21 protein-coding genes are annotated in these 23,290 nt (G+C 63.0%); 13 read left to right on the top strand and 8 right to left on the bottom strand.

The window, feature by feature from the left end:
• Positions 1-54: 54 nt before the first annotated feature.
• Entirely contained in the window at positions 55-708 is a 654-nt protein-coding gene (locus PG900_RS12470; protein WP_011706673.1) for a YceH family protein, read from the top strand.
• Between the two features lie 214 nt (positions 709-922).
• Positions 923-4,765, top strand: a complete 3,843-nt coding sequence (locus tag PG900_RS12465) for a DEAD/DEAH box helicase (protein WP_270831533.1) — start codon at positions 923-925, stop codon at positions 4,763-4,765.
• A gap of 134 nt (positions 4,766-4,899) precedes the next feature.
• On the opposite strand, the gene PG900_RS12460 is transcribed toward PG900_RS12465, so the two are convergent.
• Complete coding sequence (locus tag PG900_RS12460; RefSeq protein WP_270800189.1) at positions 4,900-5,793, bottom strand: DNA replication terminus site-binding protein; 894 nt, start codon at positions 5,791-5,793, stop codon at positions 4,900-4,902.
• Positions 5,794-6,314: 521 nt separating this feature from the next.
• Here PG900_RS12460 and PG900_RS12455 point away from each other — a divergent pair.
• From PG900_RS12455 to PG900_RS12425, 7 genes are all read left to right on the top strand, one after another.
• The gene (locus tag PG900_RS12455; protein WP_011706670.1) at positions 6,315-6,524 is read left to right on the top strand and encodes a DUF1127 domain-containing protein; all 210 of its coding nucleotides are present in this window, start codon (positions 6,315-6,317) and stop codon (positions 6,522-6,524) included.
• Positions 6,525-6,799: 275 nt separating this feature from the next.
• Positions 6,800-7,825 carry a succinylglutamate desuccinylase gene (astE, locus tag PG900_RS12450; protein WP_270800191.1) on the top strand — a complete coding sequence of 342 codons (1,026 nt, stop codon included), beginning with the start codon at positions 6,800-6,802 and terminating at the stop codon, positions 7,823-7,825.
• A gap of 281 nt (positions 7,826-8,106) precedes the next feature.
• Complete coding sequence (pdhA, locus tag PG900_RS12445) at positions 8,107-9,198, top strand: pyruvate dehydrogenase (acetyl-transferring) E1 component subunit alpha (RefSeq protein WP_227291114.1); 1,092 nt, start codon at positions 8,107-8,109, stop codon at positions 9,196-9,198.
• Complete coding sequence (locus PG900_RS12440; RefSeq protein WP_011706667.1) at positions 9,195-10,181, top strand: alpha-ketoacid dehydrogenase subunit beta; 987 nt, start codon at positions 9,195-9,197, stop codon at positions 10,179-10,181. The genes pdhA and PG900_RS12440 overlap by 4 nt, the downstream gene beginning before the upstream one ends.
• The gene (locus PG900_RS12435) at positions 10,178-11,278 is read left to right on the top strand and encodes a dihydrolipoamide acetyltransferase family protein (RefSeq protein WP_270800301.1); all 1,101 of its coding nucleotides are present in this window, start codon (positions 10,178-10,180) and stop codon (positions 11,276-11,278) included. The genes PG900_RS12440 and PG900_RS12435 overlap by 4 nt, the downstream gene beginning before the upstream one ends.
• 204 nt (positions 11,279-11,482) lie before the next feature.
• Positions 11,483-11,692, top strand: coding sequence for a cold-shock protein (locus PG900_RS12430; RefSeq protein WP_005331438.1), 210 nt, complete (start codon positions 11,483-11,485; stop codon positions 11,690-11,692).
• Between the two features lie 121 nt (positions 11,693-11,813).
• Positions 11,814-12,119: a hypothetical protein gene (locus PG900_RS12425; protein WP_270800196.1), complete on the top strand. Its 306-nt coding sequence runs from the start codon at positions 11,814-11,816 to the stop codon at positions 12,117-12,119.
• Here the strand turns inward: PG900_RS12425 and PG900_RS12420 are convergent.
• Positions 12,106-12,354 (bottom strand): TIGR02647 family protein, encoded by a 249-nt coding sequence (locus PG900_RS12420; RefSeq protein WP_011706664.1) that lies wholly within the window; start codon positions 12,352-12,354, stop codon positions 12,106-12,108. The genes PG900_RS12425 and PG900_RS12420 overlap by 14 nt on opposite strands.
• A 250-nt stretch (positions 12,355-12,604) precedes the next feature.
• Between PG900_RS12420 and PG900_RS12415 the strand changes: the two genes are divergently transcribed.
• Together PG900_RS12415 and PG900_RS12410 are read left to right on the top strand one after the other, a co-directional pair.
• Positions 12,605-13,162, top strand: coding sequence for a hypothetical protein (locus tag PG900_RS12415; RefSeq protein WP_270831532.1), 558 nt, complete (start codon positions 12,605-12,607; stop codon positions 13,160-13,162).
• A gap of 93 nt (positions 13,163-13,255) precedes the next feature.
• Positions 13,256-13,648, top strand: coding sequence for a DUF2750 domain-containing protein (locus PG900_RS12410; protein ID WP_005302792.1), 393 nt, complete (start codon positions 13,256-13,258; stop codon positions 13,646-13,648).
• A 114-nt stretch (positions 13,649-13,762) separates the two neighbouring features.
• Here the strand turns inward: PG900_RS12410 and PG900_RS12405 are convergent, their stop codons facing one another.
• From PG900_RS12405 to PG900_RS12385, 5 genes are all read right to left on the bottom strand, one after another.
• Complete coding sequence (locus PG900_RS12405; protein ID WP_270800200.1) at positions 13,763-15,613, bottom strand: extracellular solute-binding protein; 1,851 nt, start codon at positions 15,611-15,613, stop codon at positions 13,763-13,765.
• 121 nt (positions 15,614-15,734) lie between these two features.
• Positions 15,735-16,628, bottom strand: coding sequence for an EamA family transporter (locus PG900_RS12400; RefSeq protein ID WP_201905179.1), 894 nt, complete (start codon positions 16,626-16,628; stop codon positions 15,735-15,737).
• Positions 16,629-16,755: 127 nt separating this feature from the next.
• Positions 16,756-17,502, bottom strand: coding sequence for a DeoR/GlpR family DNA-binding transcription regulator (locus PG900_RS12395; RefSeq protein ID WP_041217328.1), 747 nt, complete (start codon positions 17,500-17,502; stop codon positions 16,756-16,758).
• Between the two features lie 92 nt (positions 17,503-17,594).
• Entirely contained in the window at positions 17,595-20,027 is a 2,433-nt protein-coding gene (locus tag PG900_RS12390; protein WP_270831531.1) for a formate C-acetyltransferase/glycerol dehydratase family glycyl radical enzyme, read from the bottom strand.
• A 52-nt stretch (positions 20,028-20,079) separates the two neighbouring features.
• Positions 20,080-20,976: a glycyl-radical enzyme activating protein gene (locus PG900_RS12385; protein ID WP_270800207.1), complete on the bottom strand. Its 897-nt coding sequence runs from the start codon at positions 20,974-20,976 to the stop codon at positions 20,080-20,082.
• 128 nt (positions 20,977-21,104) lie between these two features.
• Between PG900_RS12385 and fsa the strand changes: the two genes are divergently transcribed.
• Positions 21,105-21,755, top strand: coding sequence for a fructose-6-phosphate aldolase (gene fsa / locus PG900_RS12380; RefSeq protein WP_011706656.1), 651 nt, complete (start codon positions 21,105-21,107; stop codon positions 21,753-21,755).
• A gap of 99 nt (positions 21,756-21,854) precedes the next feature.
• The gene (locus tag PG900_RS12375) at positions 21,855-22,043 is read left to right on the top strand and encodes a hypothetical protein (protein ID WP_024942451.1); all 189 of its coding nucleotides are present in this window, start codon (positions 21,855-21,857) and stop codon (positions 22,041-22,043) included.
• On the opposite strand, the gene PG900_RS12370 is transcribed toward PG900_RS12375, so the two are convergent.
• Positions 22,040-23,236: an HD-GYP domain-containing protein gene (locus PG900_RS12370; protein WP_270831530.1), complete on the bottom strand. Its 1,197-nt coding sequence runs from the start codon at positions 23,234-23,236 to the stop codon at positions 22,040-22,042. The two genes, PG900_RS12375 and PG900_RS12370, sit on opposite strands and share 4 nt — an antisense overlap.
• Positions 23,237-23,290 lie beyond the last annotated feature (54 nt).

Genomic DNA, 23,290 nt, shown 5'->3' with positions numbered 1-23,290 from the left:
AGGCGCCATGGCTAAGATAGTGGCCTCAACGTCTTGTTTAGTAGGGAGTATGAAATGGAGTTAGTGCTTGGCCCGTTGGAGGCCCGCGTGATCGGCTGTCTGATCGAAAAAGAGATCTGCACCCCGGATCAATACCCCCTCTCTCTCAATGCGCTGGTCAATGCCTGCAACCAGAAGAGCAACCGCGAGCCGGTGCTGGAGCTGTCCGAGCTCGACATCCGGGCCGTGGTGGATGAGCTGATCCGCAAGCGGCTGGTGGTCAATACCGCCGGCTTCAATGCCCGGGTTCCCCGTTACCAACACCGCTTCTGCAACACCGAATTCGGCGAGCTGAAGTTCACCGCCCAGGAGCTCGGCATTATCTGCGAACTCTTGCTGCGCGGCCCGCAGACGCCGGGAGAGCTGCGCTCGCGCACCAACCGCCTGTGCAGCTTCGACGACGTGACCCAGGTCGATGCGGTATTGGCCAAGCTGGCCGAGCAGGGGCCCTACGTGGTCAAGCTGCCACGCGAGCCGGGCAAGCGCGAGTCCCGGTATGCCCACCTGTTCAGTGGTGAGGTAGATCTGCAGGCGCTGGCCGAGGCGGCCCCCGCCAGCAGTTATGCCTCTCCCGCGGCGGATCGACTGACGGCGCTGGAGGAGGAGGTCGAGAGCCTCAAGGCGCAGCTGCAGCTGCTGGCCGAGCGTCTGGCGCAGCTGGAAGGCTGACGCGTTGGCAATATGTGCATCAAGAGGCGCCGAGGCGCCTTTTTTTGTGCGCCTTTTCTGTCATTTCCATCCGGTGAACCCCATGGCCTCACCTTGCCCCAAGCCCGCCCCTGACGGGGATGCCGCAGCTTTTTTGCGTTATTTCGTCGTTAAGGGTCGAGCCGCCGTCGCTTTCCCGTTAAAATTCCGCTTTTGCACCTGCCCGTGAGTCTCGATGTCTGCGTCCACTCTCTCTTCAGATTGTTATGCCCTGCTCGGTGAGCTGCAGTTGCAGCGCACCGCCAGTACCCGCTATTTGCAAGAACAGCTGCCGTTCGGGCAGGCCCTGCTCGACAAGTTGAGTCAGTTGCAACTGCTGGGGCTGGTGCGGCTGCGTGGGGAGCAACAGTGGAGTCTGACAGCAGAGGGAACCCTGGCGTTGATCCTGGCGGTGCGCCGCGGCGATTGTCCCATGCCCAACTGGGCGCGGGTGCCGTCGGTCACCGGCCAGGAGATGGCGCAGGCGCTGGTGCGCGAGCTCTGTCTGGGGAGGGCCGGGCAAGTGCCTGCTTACTACCTGGCGGCCGATCTGTTGAGCCTGCTCGATCTGCCCGATGCCCACCGGTTGCTGGCAGGCTCGAGCCTCCAGTGGCAGCGGCTGATGCTGCAGCACTTCGCCCTGCAGACCTTGCTGGATGCCGAGCCCCATGGGCAGTGGCCGCTGGCCCAGGCGGCCGGCGAGTGTGCCGCCGAGCTGGCCAGGCTCAGCGATGGCTTTGCTGCCGAGTGGCAGTGGCTCTGTGGCGAGCTGAGCGGGAAAGCAAACACTCACTGGCCCGCCCTGCAACAACTGGCGGAGCAGGGGGGAGAGCAGCCCTTGGCCGAGCGCCTGCTGGCAGCGCTTGGGGCTTGGCAGGCGCAGGAAGGGCAAGAGGATGGGCAGGGTAAGTGGCCACTGACCTTCAGTGCCTTGCTCTGGCTAGGCTGGTTGCAGCAGGCCGATCCCGTGCTCGCCAGCGAGCAGCGCAAGAAGTGGCAGCGCAGCCTGGCCAACCAATTTCCGCTGCTGGCGGATCTGCTGGGGCAGTGGGCGGGTGATCACCACGGTCAGGCGGTCGGGCTGTTCGATACCCTGCAATTGCCGCCGGAAGAGCTGCACTGGGGTTACCTCTGGCTCGATCTCTGCGCCCTTGCCCGGCATGGAGAGCAGAGCCCCCAGGTGGCCATCCTGCACAAATGGGATCTCTCCCACGTACTGGAGGCCGCGCCCCGCCACCGGTTGATGGCCTTTTGTCAGGATCTGCTGCGGCTGTTGCTGGGGCAGGGGGCGCAGCAGCCGCCGCTGCAGCAACTGCGCGCCGCCAGCGGCGAGCAGGAGGCCGATGAGCAGGATGGGGAGGACAAGACGCCGGCCTCCGCCAGCTGGCTCAACTGGCTGCAGGGGCTGGGGCGCGCCAGCGGCGTGCGCAAGCCGCAGGAGCGGCTGGTTTGGCTGCTGCATGCGGAAGGGCCCGAACTCGAGTGCAAGATCCAGAAGCAGAGCACCAAGGGGGAGTGGACTGCTGGGCGCCGGGTCGATCCCACCCTGCTCTCCACCCAGTACGCCAATCTGCTCGACGAAGAGGACTGGGCGCTGGTCCGCACGCTGCCGCGCACGCTGGGGCGATTGCCGCGCGAGGTGTGGGCACCGCTTGCCAACCATTCCCGCCTGTTCAATGCCAGAGGGCAGAAGCTGCAGCTGGCCATCACGGCACCCTTGCTGCAGATAGTGGCCACCGAGCAGGGCATGAGCGCCGTGCTGAGCCCGGCTGCCGCGGCGCGAGGGGCTCACATACTGCCGCTGGCGCAGGATCTGTGGCAACTCATCCTCACCCCGCAGCCGCTGCTCGACCGGCTGCCTGCGCTGGAGGCCATTCCGCTGCTGCCGGCCGAGGGGCTGGCGGAACTGCAACATACCCTGGACGCCATTGCGGGGCTGCCCTGGCACAGCCAGGTGGCGGGCCTGCACGGCAATGCCGAGCTGGCTCCCTGGCCCGGCGTGGCCTCGGTTCAGCTCGACTGGCAGGATGGCCAGCTGGCGGTCCGGCTGGTGACCCGGTTCGACGACTTGCCGCCGCAGCCCCTTGGCAAGGGCGAGGCCATCGTGCGCCAGGGGATCAAGGATTATCACTATTGGCAGCGGGATCTGGCGGCCGAGAAAGGCGAGGCCCAGCGGCTGCGCAATCAGTTGCCCATCGAGTTGCCCGGCAGCGAGTGGCGCCTCGAGGGAGAGCAGGCACTGGCGCTGGTCAACGCCCTGCCGGAGCTGGTGGATGCCGGCGTGGTCATTCACTGGCATCAGGACAGCGCGCGTCTGAAGAGCCTCGATGAAGCCGCCCTGAGCCTGCGGATCGAGCGGCGCCAGGACTGGTTCCAGGTGGAGGGGGCGCTCTCGCTTGATGAGCACCAGATCCTCGACCTGCGCCTCATCCTGCGCCAGCTGACCCCGGGTCAGCGCACCGTTCAGCTGGACGAGAAGACCAGCCTGATGTTGAGCGACAAGCTGGTGGAGCGGCTCACCATGCTGGGCGCCATGCTCGACGAAGAGCAGCGCATCAATCACAAGCTGGCCTACCCGCTGACCCGCCTGCTCTCCGTCATCACCACCGAGGGGGATGCCGCCTGGCACTCCCTGCAACAGGAGTGGCAGCAAGAGGTGGAGTGTCCGGCCGAGCTGATGGGGCCGCTGCGGGATTATCAGAAGGAGGGGGTACGCTGGCTGGCGACCCTGGCCCACCACGGCTTTGGCGCCTGTCTGGCCGACGACATGGGCCTTGGCAAGACGCTGCAGGCGCTCATCGTGCTGCGCATGCGCCAGCATCTGGGCCCGGCGCTGGTGGTGGTACCCAAGTCAGTGGTCACCAACTGGCAGGAGGAGGTCGCGCGCTTTGCTCCCGAGCTGGAGGTGGTGGTGTTCGACAACCCGTCCGAGCGGGAAGGGATGATCCGCGAAGCCAAGGCGGGCCAGATCATCCTGCTCAACTACGGCATGCTCGGCAGTCTGGCGGAGGCGCTCAAAGCCCGCCGCTGGTCCTCCATGGTGCTGGATGAGGCGCAGCAGATCAAAAATGCCGGTACCCAGCGGGCCAAGCTGCTGTTCCAGCTGGACGGCGATTTTCGGCTCGCCCTCTCCGGTACGCCCATCGAGAACCACCTGGGGGAGCTGTGGAGCCTGTTCACCTTCATCAACCCCGGCCTGCTCGGCAGTCTCGGCGAGTTCAAGCGCCGCTTCGGCAAGGCGGTGAAGGATCCCCAGCACATGGCGCTGCTGCGGGCGGTGATCAGCCCCTTCATCCTGCGCCGGCTCAAGCAGCAGGTGCTGACCGAACTGCCGGACAAGACCGAGATCATTCATCACATCAGCCTCTCCCCCGAAGAGCGCCAGCTCTACGAGGCAACCCGGCGCGAAGTGGTGCAGCAGGTACAAAGTGCCGACGGCCGCGCCCTGATGCACGTGCTGAGCGGGCTGACCCGGCTGCGCCGGCTCTGCTGCTCGCCCCAGCTGGTGATGCCCGAGTGGTCCCAGGCCAGCAGCAAGCTGGACGAGGCGATGGCGCTGCTGGAGGAGGCCATCGGCAATGGTCATCGGGTGCTGGTGTTCAGCCAGTTCGTCGATCTGCTGAGCCTGTTGCGGGCCCGCATCGAGCAGCAGCAGTGGGACTACTGCTACCTGGACGGCGGCTGCTCGGCCAAGTCCCGGCAGGAGTCCATCCTGCGTTTTCGCCACGAGGCGGTGCCGCTGTTTCTGATCAGCCTCAAGGCGGGGGGCACGGGCCTCAACCTGACCCAGGCCGATACCGTCTTGCACCTGGATCCCTGGTGGAATCCGGCGGTGGAAGATCAGGCGAGTGATCGGGCCCACCGCATGGGGCAGACCCAGCCGGTGACCGTCTATCGGCTGGTGTGCGAGCAGACGGTGGAGGAGAAGATCGTCGCCCTGCACGATGAGAAGCGGGCACTGGCCGACGGCCTGCTGAGTGGCCAGTCGGAAGTGCGCGGGCTGGATGTGGAGAGCCTGCGGGCCCTGCTGATGAGCTGATGGCGATCAGCTGGCTCGGAATAGACAAGGGGAGCATCCGGTGATGCTCCCCTTGTTGTTTGGTACGTGTTGTTTGGCTCGTGCCGTTGGGCGCGCGTGACACCTGGGCGAGGCCGCACCGCCGTTCGGGCCGGTTATCCCTGATAGAGGTAGAGATGCAGCCGCTCTATGATGGGCTCGCCGCCAATCTTGCGATCCCGCCGGGCCTGGCGCAGCTTGGGCGGGTAGTGGCCAAGGTGGGTGACGGCGGGCTGGGTGTCCGAGCAGAGCAGCAGGGGCAGGCTCGCCTTGAGCTGCTGCTTGCGAGGCTCCCGGTCCTGCCAGAGCAGGTTGATCATCGGGTGGGTCTTGACCGGCCGGCGGATCCTGAGTTCTGCGTCCGCAGGCAGGCGGCGGATGTCGTACACCTCCTGATCCACCATCTTGCTCCACTCCTCATTGTTTGACAGCGCCGGGATATAGCGGCGGCTGCGCTCCAGCATCTCCAGCACCTGCTCCCGGCTGAGCCGGCTGATGCTCTGCTTGTCAGCCCAGGTGAAGCCGAGCGAGTGCAGCTCTCCCTCAAGCCAAGTCAGCTTGCGATAGACCTGCAGAGTAATGACCCCGGGCAGCGCACTGTGTACCAGCTCGAACTTCTCATCCCGCCCGCCAGCCTGCTGCACCAGCGCCTTGAAGGCGAGCTTGCACTCGTTGACCTCATCGATCAGCGGCCGCAGCAGGGGCGCACAGGCGGCAGGAAAGCGCAGCCAGCCCGGCAGGCGGTGGGTGGCCTTGGTGGAGCAGCCGGGGCGGGCACTGTGATCCCGATAGGCGCTGAGGGTAGCGGCCAGTGCGGCCTCCTCGCCCAGATAGCCCACCTCGATCTGCTCGATGGGCTCATGCTCCTGTCCTTGCGGTACAGCGGGTAGGGGATAGACGTGGGCCTCCAGCAGCTCAAGCTGTTCCAGCTGCGCGGCCAGGGTGTCCAGCGCCTGTTCAAGCCGCTCCATCTGCTGGCGCAAGGCGGCTGTAGGGGTAAATGTCTCCATCGGCATGTCCTGTGTTTGCCTCTGTCAGCCCTGGTGAGCGGGCTGAACGCAGGGCAGTGAAAGTACTGTATAAATAACCATATCAGCCTGCGGCATGGGTGCCAAGTGCCTGCGTTCCAGGGGGTTGGAGAGGGACAAAAGATCGGAGTCATTTGAGGGTAAAATCTTTGTATCTAGCTGTTAATAAAGGATCAATAAAAGATCGCTTGGTTAACAACTGAATGTAAAGGCCAGGTTGCCCGCCTTGCTTGTGCCCACAGTGAATGCATAGCCAGTAGAGGAAACTGCATAGTTAGAAGGGATCCATGCAGGAGAATATGCTGCAGGGTATCCTGTACAGACGAAAAGATGGTTAAGTTGTTATTAATCAATGCGTTATATTCATGCTCATGACGACATCAACCATTAGTTTTAATAATGCCTGCTATCAAAATTCGTCAATTGAGTCGGCTACCCCCCCTGACTAAGCTTTGCGCAACAAATTCGCACCCCGCGCAGACATCGTAAAGAGGAGCCACATCATGGCCAACATGACTTATACCGAAGCCGGTTACCAGCATTCCAGCCAACTGAATCTGGCTGCTCGCGTCAAAATGACCGTACTGACCTGGCTGGAACGCAGCCGCAGCCGTCGCCAGCTCTCCGAGCTGCCCGAGTACCTGCTCAAGGACATCGGTCTGAACGAAGCTGATCGTTATCAAGAGACCACCAAGCCGTTCTGGCGTGGTTGATCTGCCGGGCAAGGATGCCTCATTTTACTGCTGACTCACTGTTGCCAGCCAGCGCCGCCATGGCGTGACAGACAGCCCCGTTTGCCTGGGCCCGTTCTCTTCGTTGTACCCGTTTCCCTCTCTCACGGCCTGTTGCCGACCCCTTTTGTTCCCTCGTGATGTTCCTCCCTCCCACACTTGTAACATTACTGTTTGAATTTGTTTAAAAATTGATTTTAAGCCCGAGGGCCTTGCGTATAATCCGGCCAAGCGTTCCTGACAAAAGGGTGAGATGGATGATTCCCCAGCATGACTTTTTGGCCCTGACTCGCCGCCACGAGTGGCAGCTTGAGCCGTTCTCGTTTGATCTGCCGGATGGTGCTCGCGCGAGTGTGTGGGATACGGGGGTGCTCTGCCTGGAGCCTGCCAGCGGCGCCGGCGATCTGCCGGGCGGGCGCAAGGATATCGTGCTCTCCTGCGGCATCCACGGCAACGAGACGGCCCCCATCGAGATCTGCAACCAGCTGCTGAGCCGCCTGCTCAGTGGCGAGCTTAGGGCCCGTCACCGGGTGCTGTTCCTGTTCGGCAACCCGGCGGCCATGAATCTGGGCGTGCGCGAAGTGGAGGAGAACATGAACCGGCTCTTTTCCGGCGCTCACAGCAAGGGGGAGGGGCTGTGCAACCAGGAGCGGATCCGCGCCATGCGCCTCGAGCAGTATGTGAGCCGCTTCTTTACTGATCCGGCCAGACCGCGCTACCACTACGACCTGCACACTGCCATTCGCGGCTCGCGTCACGAGAAATTTGCCGTCTATCCCTTCCCCCACGAGCGGCCTCATTGCAAGGAGCAGGTGCAGTTTCTCGGCACCTGCGGCGTGCGCACCATTCTGCTCTCCAGCGGCCCCACCACCACCTTCAGCTATTACAGCTCCCACCGCCACGGTGCTCACGCCTTCACGGTGGAGCTGGGCAAGGTGCGCCCGTTTGGCGAGAACGACATGACCCGTTTCATCGAAACCCGGCAGGCGCTGCAGGATCTGGTGACCCGGGACGAGGTGGTGCTGGAGCCCTGGCGGGCAGATGACTTCACCATTTTTGCCATCGACCGGGTGATCAACAAGCGCTCGGAGCAGTTTCGTTTCCTGTTTGCCAGCGATGTGGACAATTTCACCGAATTTCCCCAGGGTTTCGTGCTGGCCGAGGATGGCGAGCTGCGCTACACGGTAGAGAAACCGCGGGAGGCGGTGGTGTTCCCCAACGCCAACGTGGCCATCGGCCAGCGTACCGTGTTGCTGGTGGTGCCGACCCGGCTGTGGGAGTAACCCGGCGCCACTTCTGATGGCAATGGCAGGCTGCCACCGGCATTGCAGGGCGTGCAGCCCTTTTCGGGAGCCTTGAGCGATCCCGTCCTCATCCTGACAGGGAGCCCGATGCGGCTCCCTGTTTCGTTTCCTCTCAGCCGAAAAATCCAGCTTCTTTCTGAAATTAAAGAAGTTTCTACTGGTCTTACCTGGCTAAATCCCATTGCCCTTTGGTTAACAATATATTTACATTCAAAGGGTCACCTCATGGTGGTGACGTTGACAACGGCAAGGAGCCAGTTATGACCCATGTCGACATCCCTTTCCTTCGTTACCTCGATGAGGAAGGGCGCCCGGTCGCCACACTACCGACCTGGCTGGACAAGGCGATACTGCACACCTTCTACCGCAACATGGTGATGGTGCGCAGCTATGACAAGAAAGCGATCGCGCTGCAGCGAACCGGCAAGCTTGGTACGTTTCCCTCCCACCTGGGCGCCGAGGCGGTCGGGATAGGGGTCGGGCTCGCCATGCAGCCGCAGGATGTCTATGTGCCCTACTACCGGGACATGCCCACCCTCTATGTACGGGGCGTGCCCATGGAGAAAAACCTGCAGTACTGGGGCGGGGACGAGCGTGGCAGCGTCTTTTACAAGGCGGATGGCGAACTCTCCGAGGATCTGCCCATCTGCGTGCCCATCGCCACCCAGATCACCCATGCCGCCGGCATCGCCGCGGCCTTCAAACTGCGCAATCAACCCAGGGTCGCCGTGGTGACCATCGGCGATGGCGGCACCTCCAAGGGCGACTTCCTGGAGGGGCTCAACTGTGCCGGCGTCTGGCACCTGCCCATGGTGATGATCATCAACAACAACCAGTGGGCCATCTCGGTGCCGCGCAAGCTGCAGTCGAGCGCCCCCACATTGGCCCAGAAAGGGATAGGGGCCGGCGTGCGCAGCATTCAGGTGGACGGCAACGACGTAGTCGCCGTCTATGAGGCCACCCGCAGCGCCGTCGAGCGCGCCCGCAGCGGCAAGGGACCGACCCTGATCGAGGCGGTCAGCTATCGGCTGGGGGATCACACCACGGCCGACGATGCGACCCGTTATCGGGAAGCGGCCGAAGTGGAAGCCGCCTGGGCCAAGGAGCCGGTCAAGCGGCTGCGTCAGTTCATGTTTGAGCAGGGCTGGTGGGACGAGCAGCAGGAGCAGGCATTGCTGGCCGAGGCGGCCCGCGAGGTCGAGCGCGCCGTGGCCGTGTATGAAAACACGGCGGCGCAGGCCCCGGAAACCCTGCTCGACTACCAGTTTGCCGAGTTGCCGAAGGATTACCGCACGCAGCGCCGGCGCATCATTGCCAAGGGCATGCAGCAGCACAGCGGGGAGGAAGCATGAGTGATATGACGTTGCTCGAGGCCGTCAATCTGGCGTTGCATCACGAGATGGAGCGGGACCCGGACGTGGTGGTGCTCGGCGAGGATGTGGGGGTCAACGGCGGGGTGTTTCGCGCCACCGTGGGCCTGCGCGACAAGTTCGGCTTCAAGCGGGTGATCGATACCCCGCTGGCCGAGGGGCTGATCGCCGGGGTCGCGGTCGGGATGGCCACCCAGGGGCTCAAGCCCGTGGCTGAATTCCAGTTCCAGGGCTTCATCTTCCCGGGCATGGAGCAGATCATCTGCCAGGCGGCGCGGATGCGCAATCGCACCCGGGGCCGCATCACCTGCCCCATCGTCTACCGCTCCCCCTACGGCGCCGGCATTCACTCCCCCGAACACCACAGCGAGAGCGTGGAAGCCCTGTTCGCCCACATTCCCGGGCTGCGGGTGGTGATCCCCTCCAGCCCGAAACGGGCCTATGGCCTGCTGTTGTCGGCCATTCGCGACCCGGATCCCGTGATGTTCTTCGAGCCAGATCGCATCTATCGCTCGATGAAATCCGACGTGGTGGATGACGGCATTGGGTTGCCGCTGGATGTCTGCTTTACCCTGCGTCCCGGCCGTGACATCACGGTCGTCGCCTGGGGAGCCTGCATCCAGGAAGTGATGCGGGCAGCGAACCTGTTGGCGGAGCAGGACATTCAGTGCGAAGTGCTGGATCTTGCCACCATCAAGCCGCTGGACATGGAGAGCATCCTGGCGTCGGTTCGCAAGACCGGCCGCCTGCTGGTGGTGCACGAAGCGTGCGGCAGCTTCGGGGTCGGCGCCGAAATCGTGGCGCGGGTCACCGAGGAGGCACTGACTTCCCTCAAGGCACCGCCCAGACGGCTCACCGGGGTGGACGCTGCCGTCCCCTATTACCGCAACGAAGAGTACTACCTCATCACCGAGCAGGACATTGCCGATGCGGCTCATCAGCTGATGGAGAACCAGTGGCTATGAAATTTTTCAAATTACCGGATCTGGGTGAAGGCTTGGCCGAAGCCGAGATCGTCGAATGGAAGGTCAGCGCCGGCGATACCGTGAGCGTCGACCAGGTGTTGTTGTCGGTAGAGACGGCCAAGGCGCTGGTGGATGTACCTTCGCCGGTGGCGGGGGTCATCGCCAGGCTGTGTGGTGCCGAGGGGGACATCCTTCACATCGGTGCGCCGTTGGTGGAGTTCGAAGGCGGTGAAGATGACGGCACCGTCGTCGGCAAGGTCAATGCCCATCAGCAGCACATCGAGGATCACTTCGTGGTGGGAGCCATTGCCCCCGGCGGTGCCCTGGTGCAGGCCATGCCGGCCGTACGCCTACTGGCCCAGAAACTGGGGCTGGATATCGAGCGGCTCAAGGGTAGCGGCAGTGCCGGCATGGTGACCGAACAGGATGTGCAGCAGGCATTCGAGGCCCAGCAGAGCAGTGGCAACGAGTTCCTCAAGGGCTCGCGCCGGGCCATGGCCAAGGCGATGGAGCTATCCCATAAAACGGTCGTGCCGGTCAGCATCACCGATGAGGTGGACTTGCGTCACTGGCGCCCTGATGAAGACGTCACGGTGCGCCTCATCAAGGCCATCGGCGTGGCTTGTCGGGCCGAATCCTCCATGAACGCCTGGTTTGATGGCGACACCCTGTCAAGACGGTTGTTCAGAGAGGTCAACGTGGCCATTGCGGTGGATTCCAAGCATGGGCTCTATGTGCCGGTCATGGAAAACGTGGCCGAGCGGGAAGGGGCCGATCTGCGCCAAGGGCTGGATCGAATGATTGCCGACGTGAAGGCGCGCGCCGTGCCGCGCGAGATGTTGCAGGGGGCGACCATCACCCTCACCAACTTCGGCGCCATCGCGGGGCGCTATGCCAGCCCGATCGTGACGCCACCTCAAGTGGCCATCATAGGGGCGGGCAAATTGTTCGAGAAAGTCGTGTTCATCCATGGGGAGGCACGCCCGGTCAGAGCACTGCCGTTGTCGATGACATTCGACCACAGAGCCTGCACCGGCGGTGAGGCGGCACGCTTCCTCAAGGCCCTGGTACAGGCGCTGGAAGCCCCCTCATTGTGACATGTGTGCCCTGCCGTGGCAGGGCACAAATTGTTTGCGTAATCCCCAAAGCCACGTATAATCTAAACCAGCTTGAAAGGGCGATAGTTATGTCAATGAATATGATGTTTTACATCTTTTCCTGTTGTTCATAAGTTAATCCCGTTTTTTGAGCTTTATCCGCTGAAAAGCATAAGTAATTATTTTGAATACAGGTTTAAAGATATGTCTAACATGATCACCGGTACCGTTAAGTTTTTCAACGAAACCAAAGGTTTTGGCTTCATCCAGCAAGAAAACGGCCCGGACGTTTTCGTTCACTTCAGCGCTATCAGCGGTAACGGTTTCCGTACCCTGGCTGAAGGTCAGCGCGTACAGTTCTCTGTGACCCAAGGTCAGAAAGGCCCGCAGGCTGAGAACGTAACTGCTCTGTAATTCTTACAGAATTTAAGAAAGCCGTGGTGCCTCTGGTTCCACGGCTTTTTGTTTATGGACGCTTCACTCTCATCTGCTGAGAGTGAATGGTGCTACTTCCTGCTCTCTCGTTGCCTCCACTATGCTGCCATCTCTTCTGCTTGCTGCCACTCTGATCACTTCTGCCGATGTGCAGGGACAGGATACTGTCGAGGCCGAGGCAAAAGCCGTATGCCAGCAGTTTGTCGAGGTGCGCGTGGGCGGCGACTCTCTGCCCGACGAGATCAAGGCTCAACCATTGCCAAAACGGGTGGGGGAGTGGATGGTCGATGGCAAAGTAAAAGGACCCGAAGGTCCTTTACTGTTTGCCTGTCTGCTGCGTCAGGGGAAACGCTGGGAGCTGCTCAACTTTTCACTGTGGGCTCCCAAAGCAATCAAAGCGGTTTGAGTGCGACCAGCAGGTGCTGCAGATGCTCGACCATGGTCATGCCGAATGGCGTCAGATAGCCACCATCTTCCGCGCTGATGAGCCCCTGTTGATGCAGACGTGACGCTGCCTGGCAGAGTTCGTCGGACATGTCGCTGCGCAACTTGATCCCCAGGCTCATGTTGGCCGGATCAAAACATGCCAGTATTTTCAAATCGTTTACAAACTCGTTAGAAACCTGGTCGATCCCGATCATGAATGCACTCCTTACGCTAAAGATGTATGCAAACTAGCATTCCCGGATCCACTTTAGTGGGCGCTGGCTCAAACTATTGGGCTTTCTCCTTTCTATGCATGCTCAAACGCTGCTTTTTTGGTCGTCCTGCCAGTGTTTTTTGGAGGCGTAGTTGAGTCCGCCCCTGCCATGCCAAACATGATAGGATAGGAGCCTCCTTTGTCTTTCTGGCCGAACGCTGCGTATCGGCCTTCGGTTCAAGGCGTATTCCATGGTCAAGATCACACTGGTATCACTGCTGCACACACTGGGGACGCGTTTCCCCGTCTATCCCGTCTCCCTGTTGTTGCCCCTGCTCGAGCAGCATCAGGGCGATGTCTGGCTGCCGGCCTGCAAGGGAGCGGATGTCGCCGCCCTGCGTCAGCATGGCAAGGGGGCAGCCGCCCAGACCCTGGCCCCGCTGACGGCGGCCTGGTGTGATTTTGCTACCGGTGAAGAGGGTGCGACGCCCGAGCTGGATGCGCTGGCCAATTATGACAGCGAGATGATGGACAATTTGCTGATGTACTGGCACAGCCCGGCCAAGATCAACAGCCCGATCACCGACAACCTGTTCGAGTTGCGCCGCGAGGTGGTGGATGAGGCCCATGGCGGCAAGCTGGCTGCTGCTTGGCAAGCGCAACAACAGGCCCGTTTCGAGCAGATCATGGCCGCTGCCCTGGCCGGACGGGAGCAGCTCTGCTTCGTCGAGGTGGAATCCGCCTACTGGCTGCGCCAGCGTTTGAGCGAGATGGCGGGGATCACCCTGGTGACCCCCGAGCTGGGGTGAGATCGCGAAAAATCGGTGACCGATCTCTCATACTGGACAAGGCGCCGGCAAGATGTGAACATGGCGCCCTTTATTGCACAAGAGACTTGACCGATGAGCTATGAACTGAGCGACACCGAGCGCAATGCAGCGCTGCAACTGAACGCGGACTACCGCTTTGATCACTTCATCAGCAAGCTGGTCGAGCACGAAGAGCTGTTCGTTCTGACCGACGAGCACGGCGTCATGATGCTGACCACCGACGATGAAGACTGCATCCCGGTATGGCCGCACCCGGAATACGCCAAGGCGTGGGCCGAAGGGGAGTGGGCCGACTGCAAGCCGCAGTCCATCACCCTCAAGGTGTGGCTGGAGCGCTGGATCGACGGCATGGAGCAGGATGAACTGTGCGTTGCCGTGTTCCCGACCCCGGATCAGGAAGGCATCGTGCTGGAGCCGGCCGACGTGGCCGATGCTATCGCCCAGAAGCAGGCCAAGCGCGGTTAATCGCTGCTGCTTCAAGCTGGCAACCCCGGTTGCAAAGAAGACCCCGCCACTGTGCGGGGTCTTTTTGTTGGTGGCCTAGGCCAACCTTGGCAAAGAGGCAGGCTGCACAGGCCCCTATTTCTGCTGATAGGTGGTATCAACCCGGGTGACGGCCGGGAAGGCCTGATCCGCCTTGATGGCGGCCTGGGTCTGCGTCTTGGCCTCTTCATCAATCCAGAACAGGCCGCCGAAGCTGTAGCCGCTGTTGCTGCCGTCCAGCGGCCAGTAGAGCAACTCGCTCTTGGGCGTCGCCGGCAGCTTGGGCAGTTTTATCCAGCGCCAGGCCCCTTCCCGGGTGTAGGGCACCTGATAGGCGGGCACAAAGCTGGCCAGCTCATAGAGCCGTTGCTGGATCTGGCGCGACAGCGCCGCTTTTTTGGCGAAGTCGAACTCCTTGTCGTACTGCTCCACCAGGGCCGTGATGGCATCGTCATCGATGTTCATGATGTTGTTGGTCTGCGGCTTGTTGGCGTTGATCTTGTGGAAGAACTCCCAATAGGCGGGATAACGGCTGCCTGACCAGGCCATCCAGGCGCTCTGGTGTTTTTTCTCCAGCATCGATTTGAAGCCGGCCGAGGCATCCATCAGGTTGAGCTCGAGGTTGAGCCCCGCCTTCTTGGCCTCTTCGCGCAGCAGGGTGAGGCGCTGGGCGTGCTCCGCCGTGGTGTAGGTGATGGTCAGGGTCAGCGGCTGGCCCTGGCTGTTTTGCAGGGTGCCGTCGGGGCCGGGCTTGGTGAAACCGGCCTTGGCAAAGTAGTGGCGCGCCAGCTCGGGATCAAACGGACGGGCCTTGAGATCCGTGTTGGTGAACTCCCCCTGGCCGGAGCCATAGCTGTTGAGGCGCTGGTAATCCCCTCGCAGCAGGGTGGTGAGCATCTTGTCGAGATTGAGGGCGTGCTGGATGCCGAGCCGCACATTGAGATTGCGCAGCAGCAGATCGGCGGTGTTGAGATAGAGCCCCGTGGGGGGTTGAGGGGTCTGATTGTAGAACCAGAGGCGTTCGATATAGCCCTTGGCGAACTCCGGCGTTTTGCTCTTGTCGTGCCACCAGTTGGGCATCACTAGCGGGAAGGTATCGAGCTCGCCGCGCAGGAAGTGCTGCCAGGCGATGTTCTGATCCCTGAGTACCTTGAGCTCGATCCGATCCGGGTTGAAACGGTGCTGGAAGTAGCGCTCGTCATTGCCCCACCAATCCTTGACCCGCTCGAAGGTGACCGACTTGCCCTTCTTCACCTCGCCAAGCTGATAGGGGCCGGTCACCGGCAGCAGCTTCCAGTTGTACGTCTTGACCCAGTCGGCGGTGATCTTGATGGCGTGGCTGGGGGCCGGGCTGAAGGGCAGGGATTCCAGCAGATCCTGGCGACTCTTGGCCGTGCCGCTGGAGATGGCCAGGGTGTGGTCATCAAACTTGGTCACTTCGCTTATCTGGGTGCTGTAGTAGTTGTTGTACCAGGGGTCGTTGATCTCCTTGCTGCGCAGCAGCTTGAGGGTGAACAGCCAGTCATCGGCGGTGACCGGTTGACCGTCCGACCAGCGTGCCTTGGGATTGATGCGCAGATAGAGGGTCTTGTGGTCAGGCCCGAAGGCCCATTCGTTGGCCAGCATCGGCATGGGATTGCCGGTGACGGGATGGGTACTCAAGAGCGGCAGATTGGTCTCCCGCATATAGCCGGCGAAGCCGCCGTTGGAGTCCGGGCCGTAGACCCGCAGGGTCAGCGGAAAACTGGTCATGAAGCCGCGAAAGGTACCGCCCCGCTTGGCGGCCGGATCCGCGAAAGCGGGATCCGCGTTGTTGCTCTCCCAGGTCAGATCGGCTGGCAGGGTGGCGCTCCAGCCGTAGTGGCTCAGACAGAGGGTCAGGGCAATGGCACTGCTGCGCAGAAGGCGCGGGATGATGCGGGGGTTGGTGGTGAAGGTCGATGGCATGTCCTTGCTCTCCTGATGGCTGCGTCCTGCAGGCCACTGGTGGGTGGCTCCAGCCCCGATGGGGGCTGGCTCATCATGGAAAGTTTCCCCGCCCTGGTCAATGGCGGCGGGCAAATAAGGATCAGGCTGCAGCCTGCGGCTTGAACCAGCGCAGCCGGCCGCCCAGCAGATGCACCACAAAGCCGAGTAGCACCAGGGCCGAGCCCAGCCACTGCAAGGGGGTGGGGTGCTCGTCCAGCAGCAGGGCCGCGGCCACCATGCCGACGCAGGGCACCAGCAGGGAGAGAGGGGCCACCTGCGCCACCGGGTAGCGCATCAGCAACCGGCCCCACAGGCCGTAGCCGAGCCAGGTGGCGACAAACGAGAGATAGAGCACGCACAGGAAACCTTGCCAGCTGATGTTGAGCAGGCTGCTGGCCATCAGCTCGGGCCCCTCGAACAACCAGGAGAGGGCGAGGAAGGGAAGGATGGGCACCAGTCCGCCCCAGGCGATAAGGCTGGGCAATGTGGTCTGGTAGCGCAGCCCGATCTGGCGATTGATGACGTTGCCAAGGCCCCAGCAGGCGGCCGCGCAGAGGGTCAGCACGAAGCCGAGCAGGGTCAGGTTGCCTTCGCCATGGGTGGCGATGAGATAGAGCCCGGCCCCCGCCAGCGGCAAGGCCACCCAGTGATGGGGTTGCCAGCGCTCACCCAGCCAGATCATGGCGAACAGCAGGGTGAACACCACCTGGGATTGCAGCACCAGCGAGGCCATGCCCGCCGGCATGCCGAACTTCATGGCGCAGAACAGAAAGGAGAACTGGCCCAGACTGATGGCACCGCCATAGGCCAGCAGCCAGCGCCACGGCATGGCGGGTCTGGGGACCAGCAAGATGGCGGGAAAGACCACCCCGACGAAGCGCAGCGCCCCCAGCAGCAGCGGGGGAATCCCCTCCAGCCCCCACTTGATGGCGACGAAGTTGAGCCCCCAGCAGAGGATGACCAGAGCGGCCAGAAACTTGTCCTTGGTGTGCATGCGGCGTCCTTCGGTCTGTGGCCTCAGGCAGGAGAGGCCAAAAGAGGACGAGCATACCCCAGCCTCGGTGGGCGCCGTCAAGCCGCCAGGCGGGGGATCAACCCGGCAACGGGGGGAAAGGTGTGATTCAGGCGGCGACGCAGTGCACTGTGATGCCGCGTGCGGCCAGGGTGGCCCGCATGGGGGTGGGCAGGGCATCGTCGGTGACCAGCACGCCGATCTGGCCTGGCGTGCCGAGCGGACTCGGGTGGATGGCGCCGAACTTGCTGCTGTCGGTGATGACCACATTGGTCACCCCCTTGGCCAGCACGCTGTTGACCACGTCGGCCCGCATCATGTCGCGGCCGGTGAAGCCCATCTCGGGGTGAAAACCGTCTACCCCGATGAAGGCCTTGGAGAAGTGCACCTGCTCGATGCACAGGCGGGTCAGCGGCCCCACCACGCTCTCGCTCTGATGCTGGAACAGGCCGCCGAGCAGCACTACCTGGGCCTGGGTGTCGCGCAGCAGGTGGGCGATGTAGCTGCTGATGGTGATGATGGTGACCCGCTTGTGCAGGGCCAGATGGCGGGCCAGCAGGGCGTTGGCGCTGCCCCCCTCGATAAAGACCGTCTCGCCATCCTCCACCAGCTGGGCGGCCCGCTCGGCGAGACGCTCCTTGAGCAGGTAGTTGATGTTCATCCGGGCGTCGGGGTCGTCGCTCTCCAGCGCCATGGCCGAGCCGTGCACGCGCTTGAGCAGCCCCTGCTTTTCGAGGGCAGTCAGGTCGTTGCGCACCGTCACCTCCGAGACCCCGGTACGTTGGGAGAGCTCGCTCACGCTCATCTTGCGGGCCTGATGGACCAGGGTGAGGATCAGTTGGTGGCGTGGGTTCATGGGGCCTCGCTGGCTGGCAGTGGATAGCGGCAAGCCACCGCGCGGGTGGCTTGCCGGTCATAGTGGGGCACAGCTGCCCCTGGTGGGGCCCGTCAGAGACTGTGCTCGGTGCGGGCGATGATATCATCTTGCGCATCGGGGGATAAGGCGGTGAAGAAGGCCGAATAGCCCGCCACCCGCACCACCAGATCCCGATACTGGTCGGGATGGGCCTTGGCGGCCAGCAGGGTTTCCCGCGAGACGATGTTGTATTGCACGTGCCACCCCTTGTGCACCTCGAAGAAGGTGCGCAGCAGACTCATCAGCTTGGCCTTGTCCCGCTCGTTTTCAAGGCTTGCCGGGCTCAGCTTCTGATTGAGCAGCACCCCGCCGAGGATGGCCGCCGTGGGCAGCTTACCGAGCGAGTTGAACACCGCCGTGGGGCCCAGGTGATCCGACCCCGATGAGGGGCTGGCCCCTTCCGCCAGCGGGGTGCGGGCGTGGCGGCCATCCGGGGTGGCCATGGTGGCCGCACCGAAGGGCACGTTGGCCGAGATGGAGGAGGTGCCCGCATAGTAGGTGCCGCCGATGGGGCCACGGCCGAAGCGGGTGTTGTGCAGCCCCTTGAGCTCGTCGATGTAGCTTTGGTAGGCCTGTACCAGCAGCAGGTCGACCTCGTCCAGATCGTTGCCATATTTGGGGGCCGCGTGGGTGAGGCGCTGGCGCAGCTGCTCACCCTCGAGCCCGGCAAAATCCTGCTCGAGCGCTTCGGCCAGCTCGCGCTGATCCACCACGCCCTGCTCGAACACCAGTTTCTTCAGCGCCGCCAGGCTGTTGCCCAGGTTGGCGATCCCCACCTGCAGGCCGGAGACCCAGTCATAGACGGCGCCCCCCTGCTTGATAGTCTTGCCGCGCTCGATGCAGTCATCCACCAGGGCGCTGCAGAGGATGTCGTGGGCCTGGGCCTCCAGCACGCTGTCGACCACGCAGTCGATCTCGATGGACTTGCGGGTGAAGTAGCGTACCTGCTCGTCCCAGCGGGCCATCACCTCGTCGAAGTGACCGAACGAGCCTTGCCGCAGTGACTGGGGCTGGGGCAAGAAGACCTTGCCGGTGGTGGCGTCGCGGCCGCCATCGAGTGCCGCCAGCAGGATGCGGGCGAAGTTGATAAAGCTCATGCCGGTGCAGCGATAGCCCCACTTGCCGGGCACTGCGGTTTCGATGCAGCCGATGGCGGCGTAGTGGTGAGCATCCTCCTCGCTCACCCCGAGCTTGATGAACTCGGGGATCACCACCTCGTCGTTGTTGAAGGCGGGCATGCCGAAGCCGCAGCGGATCACCTGGATGCAGGCGTCGAGGAAATCCTCGCTCATGCCAGCATGGTAGCGCACCGAGAGGTTGGGCTGGGTGGAGCGCAGCTGGCCGCAGGACTCCAGAATCGCGTAGGAGAGGCCGTTGACCGCGTCATGGGCCTTGCCACCCTGCCAGTTCTGGCCGCCGATGGTGACGTTCTGATAGAGCGGGCTGCCGGCGGAGGCCTTGGAGTGGGTGCCTGAGCGGATCTTGTTCACCTCCAGCAACTTGAGCCAGCACCCTTGCAGCAGCTCGATGGCGCGTGTGCGCGGCAGGGATTCCGACAGTTCCACCTCGCGGCGATACCAGGGGTAGAGGTACTGGTCCATCCGGCCAAACGACACCGAGTGGCCATTGGACTCGATCTGCAGGATGAGCTGGATGAAGTAGCAAAGCTGCAGCGCCTGCCAGAAGGTCTCGGGAGGCCGGTGGGCGATGTGGGCGCAGTTGAGGGCTATGGTCTCAAGCTCACAGCGGCGCTCGGGGCGCGGCTCCTGCGCGGCCATGTCGCGGGCCAGCGCGGCGTAACGCTCGATGTGCTGGCTGACGGCATCGAAGGTGATGGCGACGGCCTGCAGGAACTGCTCGCGCTGCAGATCAGCCCAGTCCGCCAGATCGAGCCGGCCGCGCCGCTCGGCCACCTTGACCTTGAGGCCGTCGAGACCGAGAGCAAGCAGCTGCTCATAGTTGACCGCGAGGTGCGCATCCCCCGAAGTCATGTTGCCCTCGGCCTTGATGATGCCGCTCTCCAGCAGCCCCTTCTGCTCGTCGGTAAAGAGGCCGTAGCAGCGATCCTGCACCGTCTGGCCGCGCCAGAAGGGGGTGAGGGCGTGGATGGCCAGCTTGTCTGCCTCGCTCACCGCAAAGCCGGCGCCGGGTCTGTCCGCCAGCTCGTCTATCTCCTTCTCGATCCAGCCCACCGTGTATTCGGGAAAGAGCGGTGCCGCCCGCACCTGACTCGCCTGGTTGCCGACGATGAGCTCGTCGTGCTTGATCCAGATGGTGCGCTCCTTGAGGTGATGGGCCAGTGCCAGGGCGCGGCGCACCGGCAGCGGCCGGGCCAGGTGGGCCTGATAGGCTTGCGTGTAGTGACGGGCCCGCTCGGTGCAGACCGGCGGCTGGACGATGTGGATCAGGCTCTCCTTGTGGGCACGGATCCGCGCGGGCAGGGTGGTGAGGTCGAGCTGGGTCATGGTCTTATCCTCTGGTCATAGGGCAGTGAGTGGCTGATGTCATGGGGTGTTCCTAGCCCCGGGTGAGCGGGGTCAGCCCCTGCGCACGGGCACACTCATGGGCAAAGGCGAGCAGTGCCGGGTCATCAAGCGGCTGGGGGGGGGCCTGATAGGGTTGGTCGAGCAGGGCGTACTTGCCCGCGCCCAGGGTGTGGTAGGGGAGAAAGTGGATCTCCTGCACGGTGCCAAGGCTGGCGGCGGCCCGGGTGATGGCCTCGATGGAAGCGCGGTCGGCATTGAAGCCGGGGATGAGCGGCACCCGGATCTGCATGGCCACGCCGCGCTCGGCCAGGCGCTTGAGATTGGCCAGGGGCAGGGCGACCTTGCCACGGGTCCAGTCGAAGAAGCGCTCCTCATCCACATGCTTGAGATCCGCCAGCAGCAGGTCGAGGTGGGGGAGGCTAGGTTCAATCTGGGGCCAGGGTACGTGCAGGCAACTTTCCACCGCAGTATGCAGCCCCTCGGCCTTGCAGCGGGCCAGCAGGCTGGCGGCAAACTCGGGCTGCATGAAGGGCTCGCCGCCGGAGAGGGTGACCCCCCCGCCGCTGCGCTCGAAGAAGGGGCGATCCCGCAAGATGGTGGCCATCAGGGTGTCCAGGCTCTCCTCCCGGCCGCACACCTGCAGCGCTTCGCTGGGGCAGAGGCCGCGCAGCCGTTCCACATCCTGATTGCGCAGGGCTGAGCGGGTGAGCTGGACACCCTGGCTGTCACGCAAGATTGCCGGGCAGGCGTCGCTGCAGAGCCGGCATCCCTCGATGCATTGGCGCCGGTCGAGTAGTATGTCCGGCTTGGGAGAGCGGCTTTCCGGGTTTTGACACCAGCGACAGGCCAGCGAGCACCCCTTGAGAAACACCAGGGTGCGAATGCCGGGGCCATCGTGGGTTGAATAGCGTTGCAGGTCGAAAATCATACCGCCTCCTTTTGTTTTTGCATTCTATTTTCTTTCGTTCGAAAGCTGATTTGATTTTGATCAAACAATGTGCGGATGTTATCTCGCTAGAATGGCGACAGATTGAACATCCCATTAAGGAGTCAGAGATGGAGCTTTATCTCGATACTGCCGATGTGGCTGCGGTGCGCCGCTGGTCACGGATCCTGCCGCTGGCCGGCGTCACCACCAACCCGTCCATTACCGCGGCAGGCGGCATGCCGCTGACCGAGTTGCTGCCCGCCCTGCGGGAGGTGCTGGGGCCCAAGGCACGGCTGTTTGCCCAGGTGATGGCCAAAACCGAGACCGAGATGGTGCGCGAGGCGTTTGCCCTGCGTGAGCTGGACCGGGACCTGGTGATCAAGATCCCGGTATGTGAAGAGGGGCTGGCAGCCATCAAGACCCTGACGGCCAACGGGGTGCCGACCCTGGGCACGGCGGTCTATACCCCGCTGCAGGGCTGGCTGGCGGCGGTGGCGGGGGCCGAGTACGTGGCGCCCTACGTCAACCGGCTGGATGCCCAGGGGGGCGATGGCATCGCCACCGTACAGGAGCTGCAACAGCTGCTGGCGCTGCATGCGCCGCACAGCAAGGTGCTGGCGGCATCGTTCCGCACTCCGCGCCAGGCGCTTGACTGCCTGCTGGCGGGTTGCCAGTCCATCACATTGCCGCTCGATGTGGCCGAACAGTTGCTGCGGGTGCCGGCGGTGGACGCGGCGCTGGCGAAGTTTGATCAGGATTGGCAGCGAGCGTTTGCCTGAGGCTGCTTGAAGGCAGGATGAAGGGGCGGCAGGCGGGCTAAGCTAGAAGAGAGGGCCCGCTGTGACGGGCCACTATCGATGGCTGATCGGAGGTGCCCCATGAGCGACCATACCCTGCTGCCCCATGGTGAAGATCTGCGCCGCGCCGTGCGCTGGCTCAGCGAGCACCATCAACACGACATCCGGGCCATCGAAGAGGCCTGCATCCGCTTCGATCTGTCGCCGCTGGATGAGGAGTTTCTCATCCAGCACTGCGCCGAGCGGTTGCGGGAGGGAGATGCCGACTAGACGAAGTTGGCGAGGTTGATGCCGAACTCCTTGGGATCGACCGTGCTCTCGATGGTTTCCTGCACCCCGTTCTTGGCCAGATCCAGCCACTGCACCTCGAGGTAGTGGCGCTGGGCCCCGTGATAGATCACCTTCACCACCGGTTTGAGCGGCTCATGGGGATTGCGCTGCATGACGATGGCCAGCCGCTGGTTGGAGAGCTGCACCAGCGTACCCACCGGATAGACCCCCATGCACTTGATGAACTTGGTGACCAGTTCGGCATCGAAGTGGTGGTTGATCCCCTTGAGCAGAATACGAAAGGCCTGGGTCGGCTGCATCCCCTGCTTGTAGACCCGATCCGCCGTAACGGCGTCATAGACATCGACGATGCCGCTCATGCGGGTATAGAGCGAGAGCTGCTCGCCTTTGAGTCGCTGCGGGTAACCGGTGCCGTCGAGCCGTTCGTGATGGTTGGCGGCCACCTCCAGCATGGTGGCGGTGATGCCGGGGGTGTTGCTCAGGATCTCGTAGCTGTGCACCACGTGCTGGCGCATGACGGCGAACTCCTCGTCGGTGAGCTTGCCCGGCTTGTTGAGCACCTCGTCCGGGGTCATGATCTTGCCCACGTCGTGCAGCAGGCCGCCCAGGGTCAGCTCCTTGAGCACACTGCGATCCAGGTCCAGATAGCGGCCGAAGTTCGCCAGCAGGATGGCGACGTTCATCGAGTGCTCCATCAGGTAGGCATCCTTGGCGCGAATGCGGGCCAGGCAGAGCATGGCGTCACCGTGGGTGAACATGGTGTCCACCATCTCCTCGGCGACCGCCGCCAGCGGCGTGATGTCGATGGGCTCTCCCGCCTTGAGGTGGCGGATGAACTTGCCCTGCAGCTCGCGGGCCTCCTGATAAAGCCGGCGGATCTTGAGCTCGCGCCCCTCGCCGTTGCCGCTGCCGGAGGAACGCTGGGTGCTGGCCGGGGAGATGGCCGGGTCGGGGGAGATGACCTGCTCGATGCCGGGCAGTTTGCTGCGGGCAAGATCGACCCGCACCGTGAGTACGCCGCGCTTGACCAGATCGTTAATCTGCTGGCGGGTGGTCACCAGCCCCATCTGGGCAATCTCCATGCCGCCGGTCTGGCTGATGATGGCGATCACGTACATGCCGGGTTGCAGCTGGTTGACGGGAATAACGGGATGAGGTGTTTGCGACTTCATACGGCTTCCTGAACTTTATTATTATGCGTAACGTTAGGCCCTCTGTTGGCAGTC

It is taken from the genome of Aeromonas sp. QDB03, assembly GCF_027707985.1.
GTDB lineage: Bacteria > Pseudomonadota > Gammaproteobacteria > Enterobacterales > Aeromonadaceae > Aeromonas > Aeromonas hydrophila.
The sequence above is the reverse complement of the archived record's forward strand: the minus strand, read 5'-3'. Positions and strand labels throughout refer to the sequence as shown.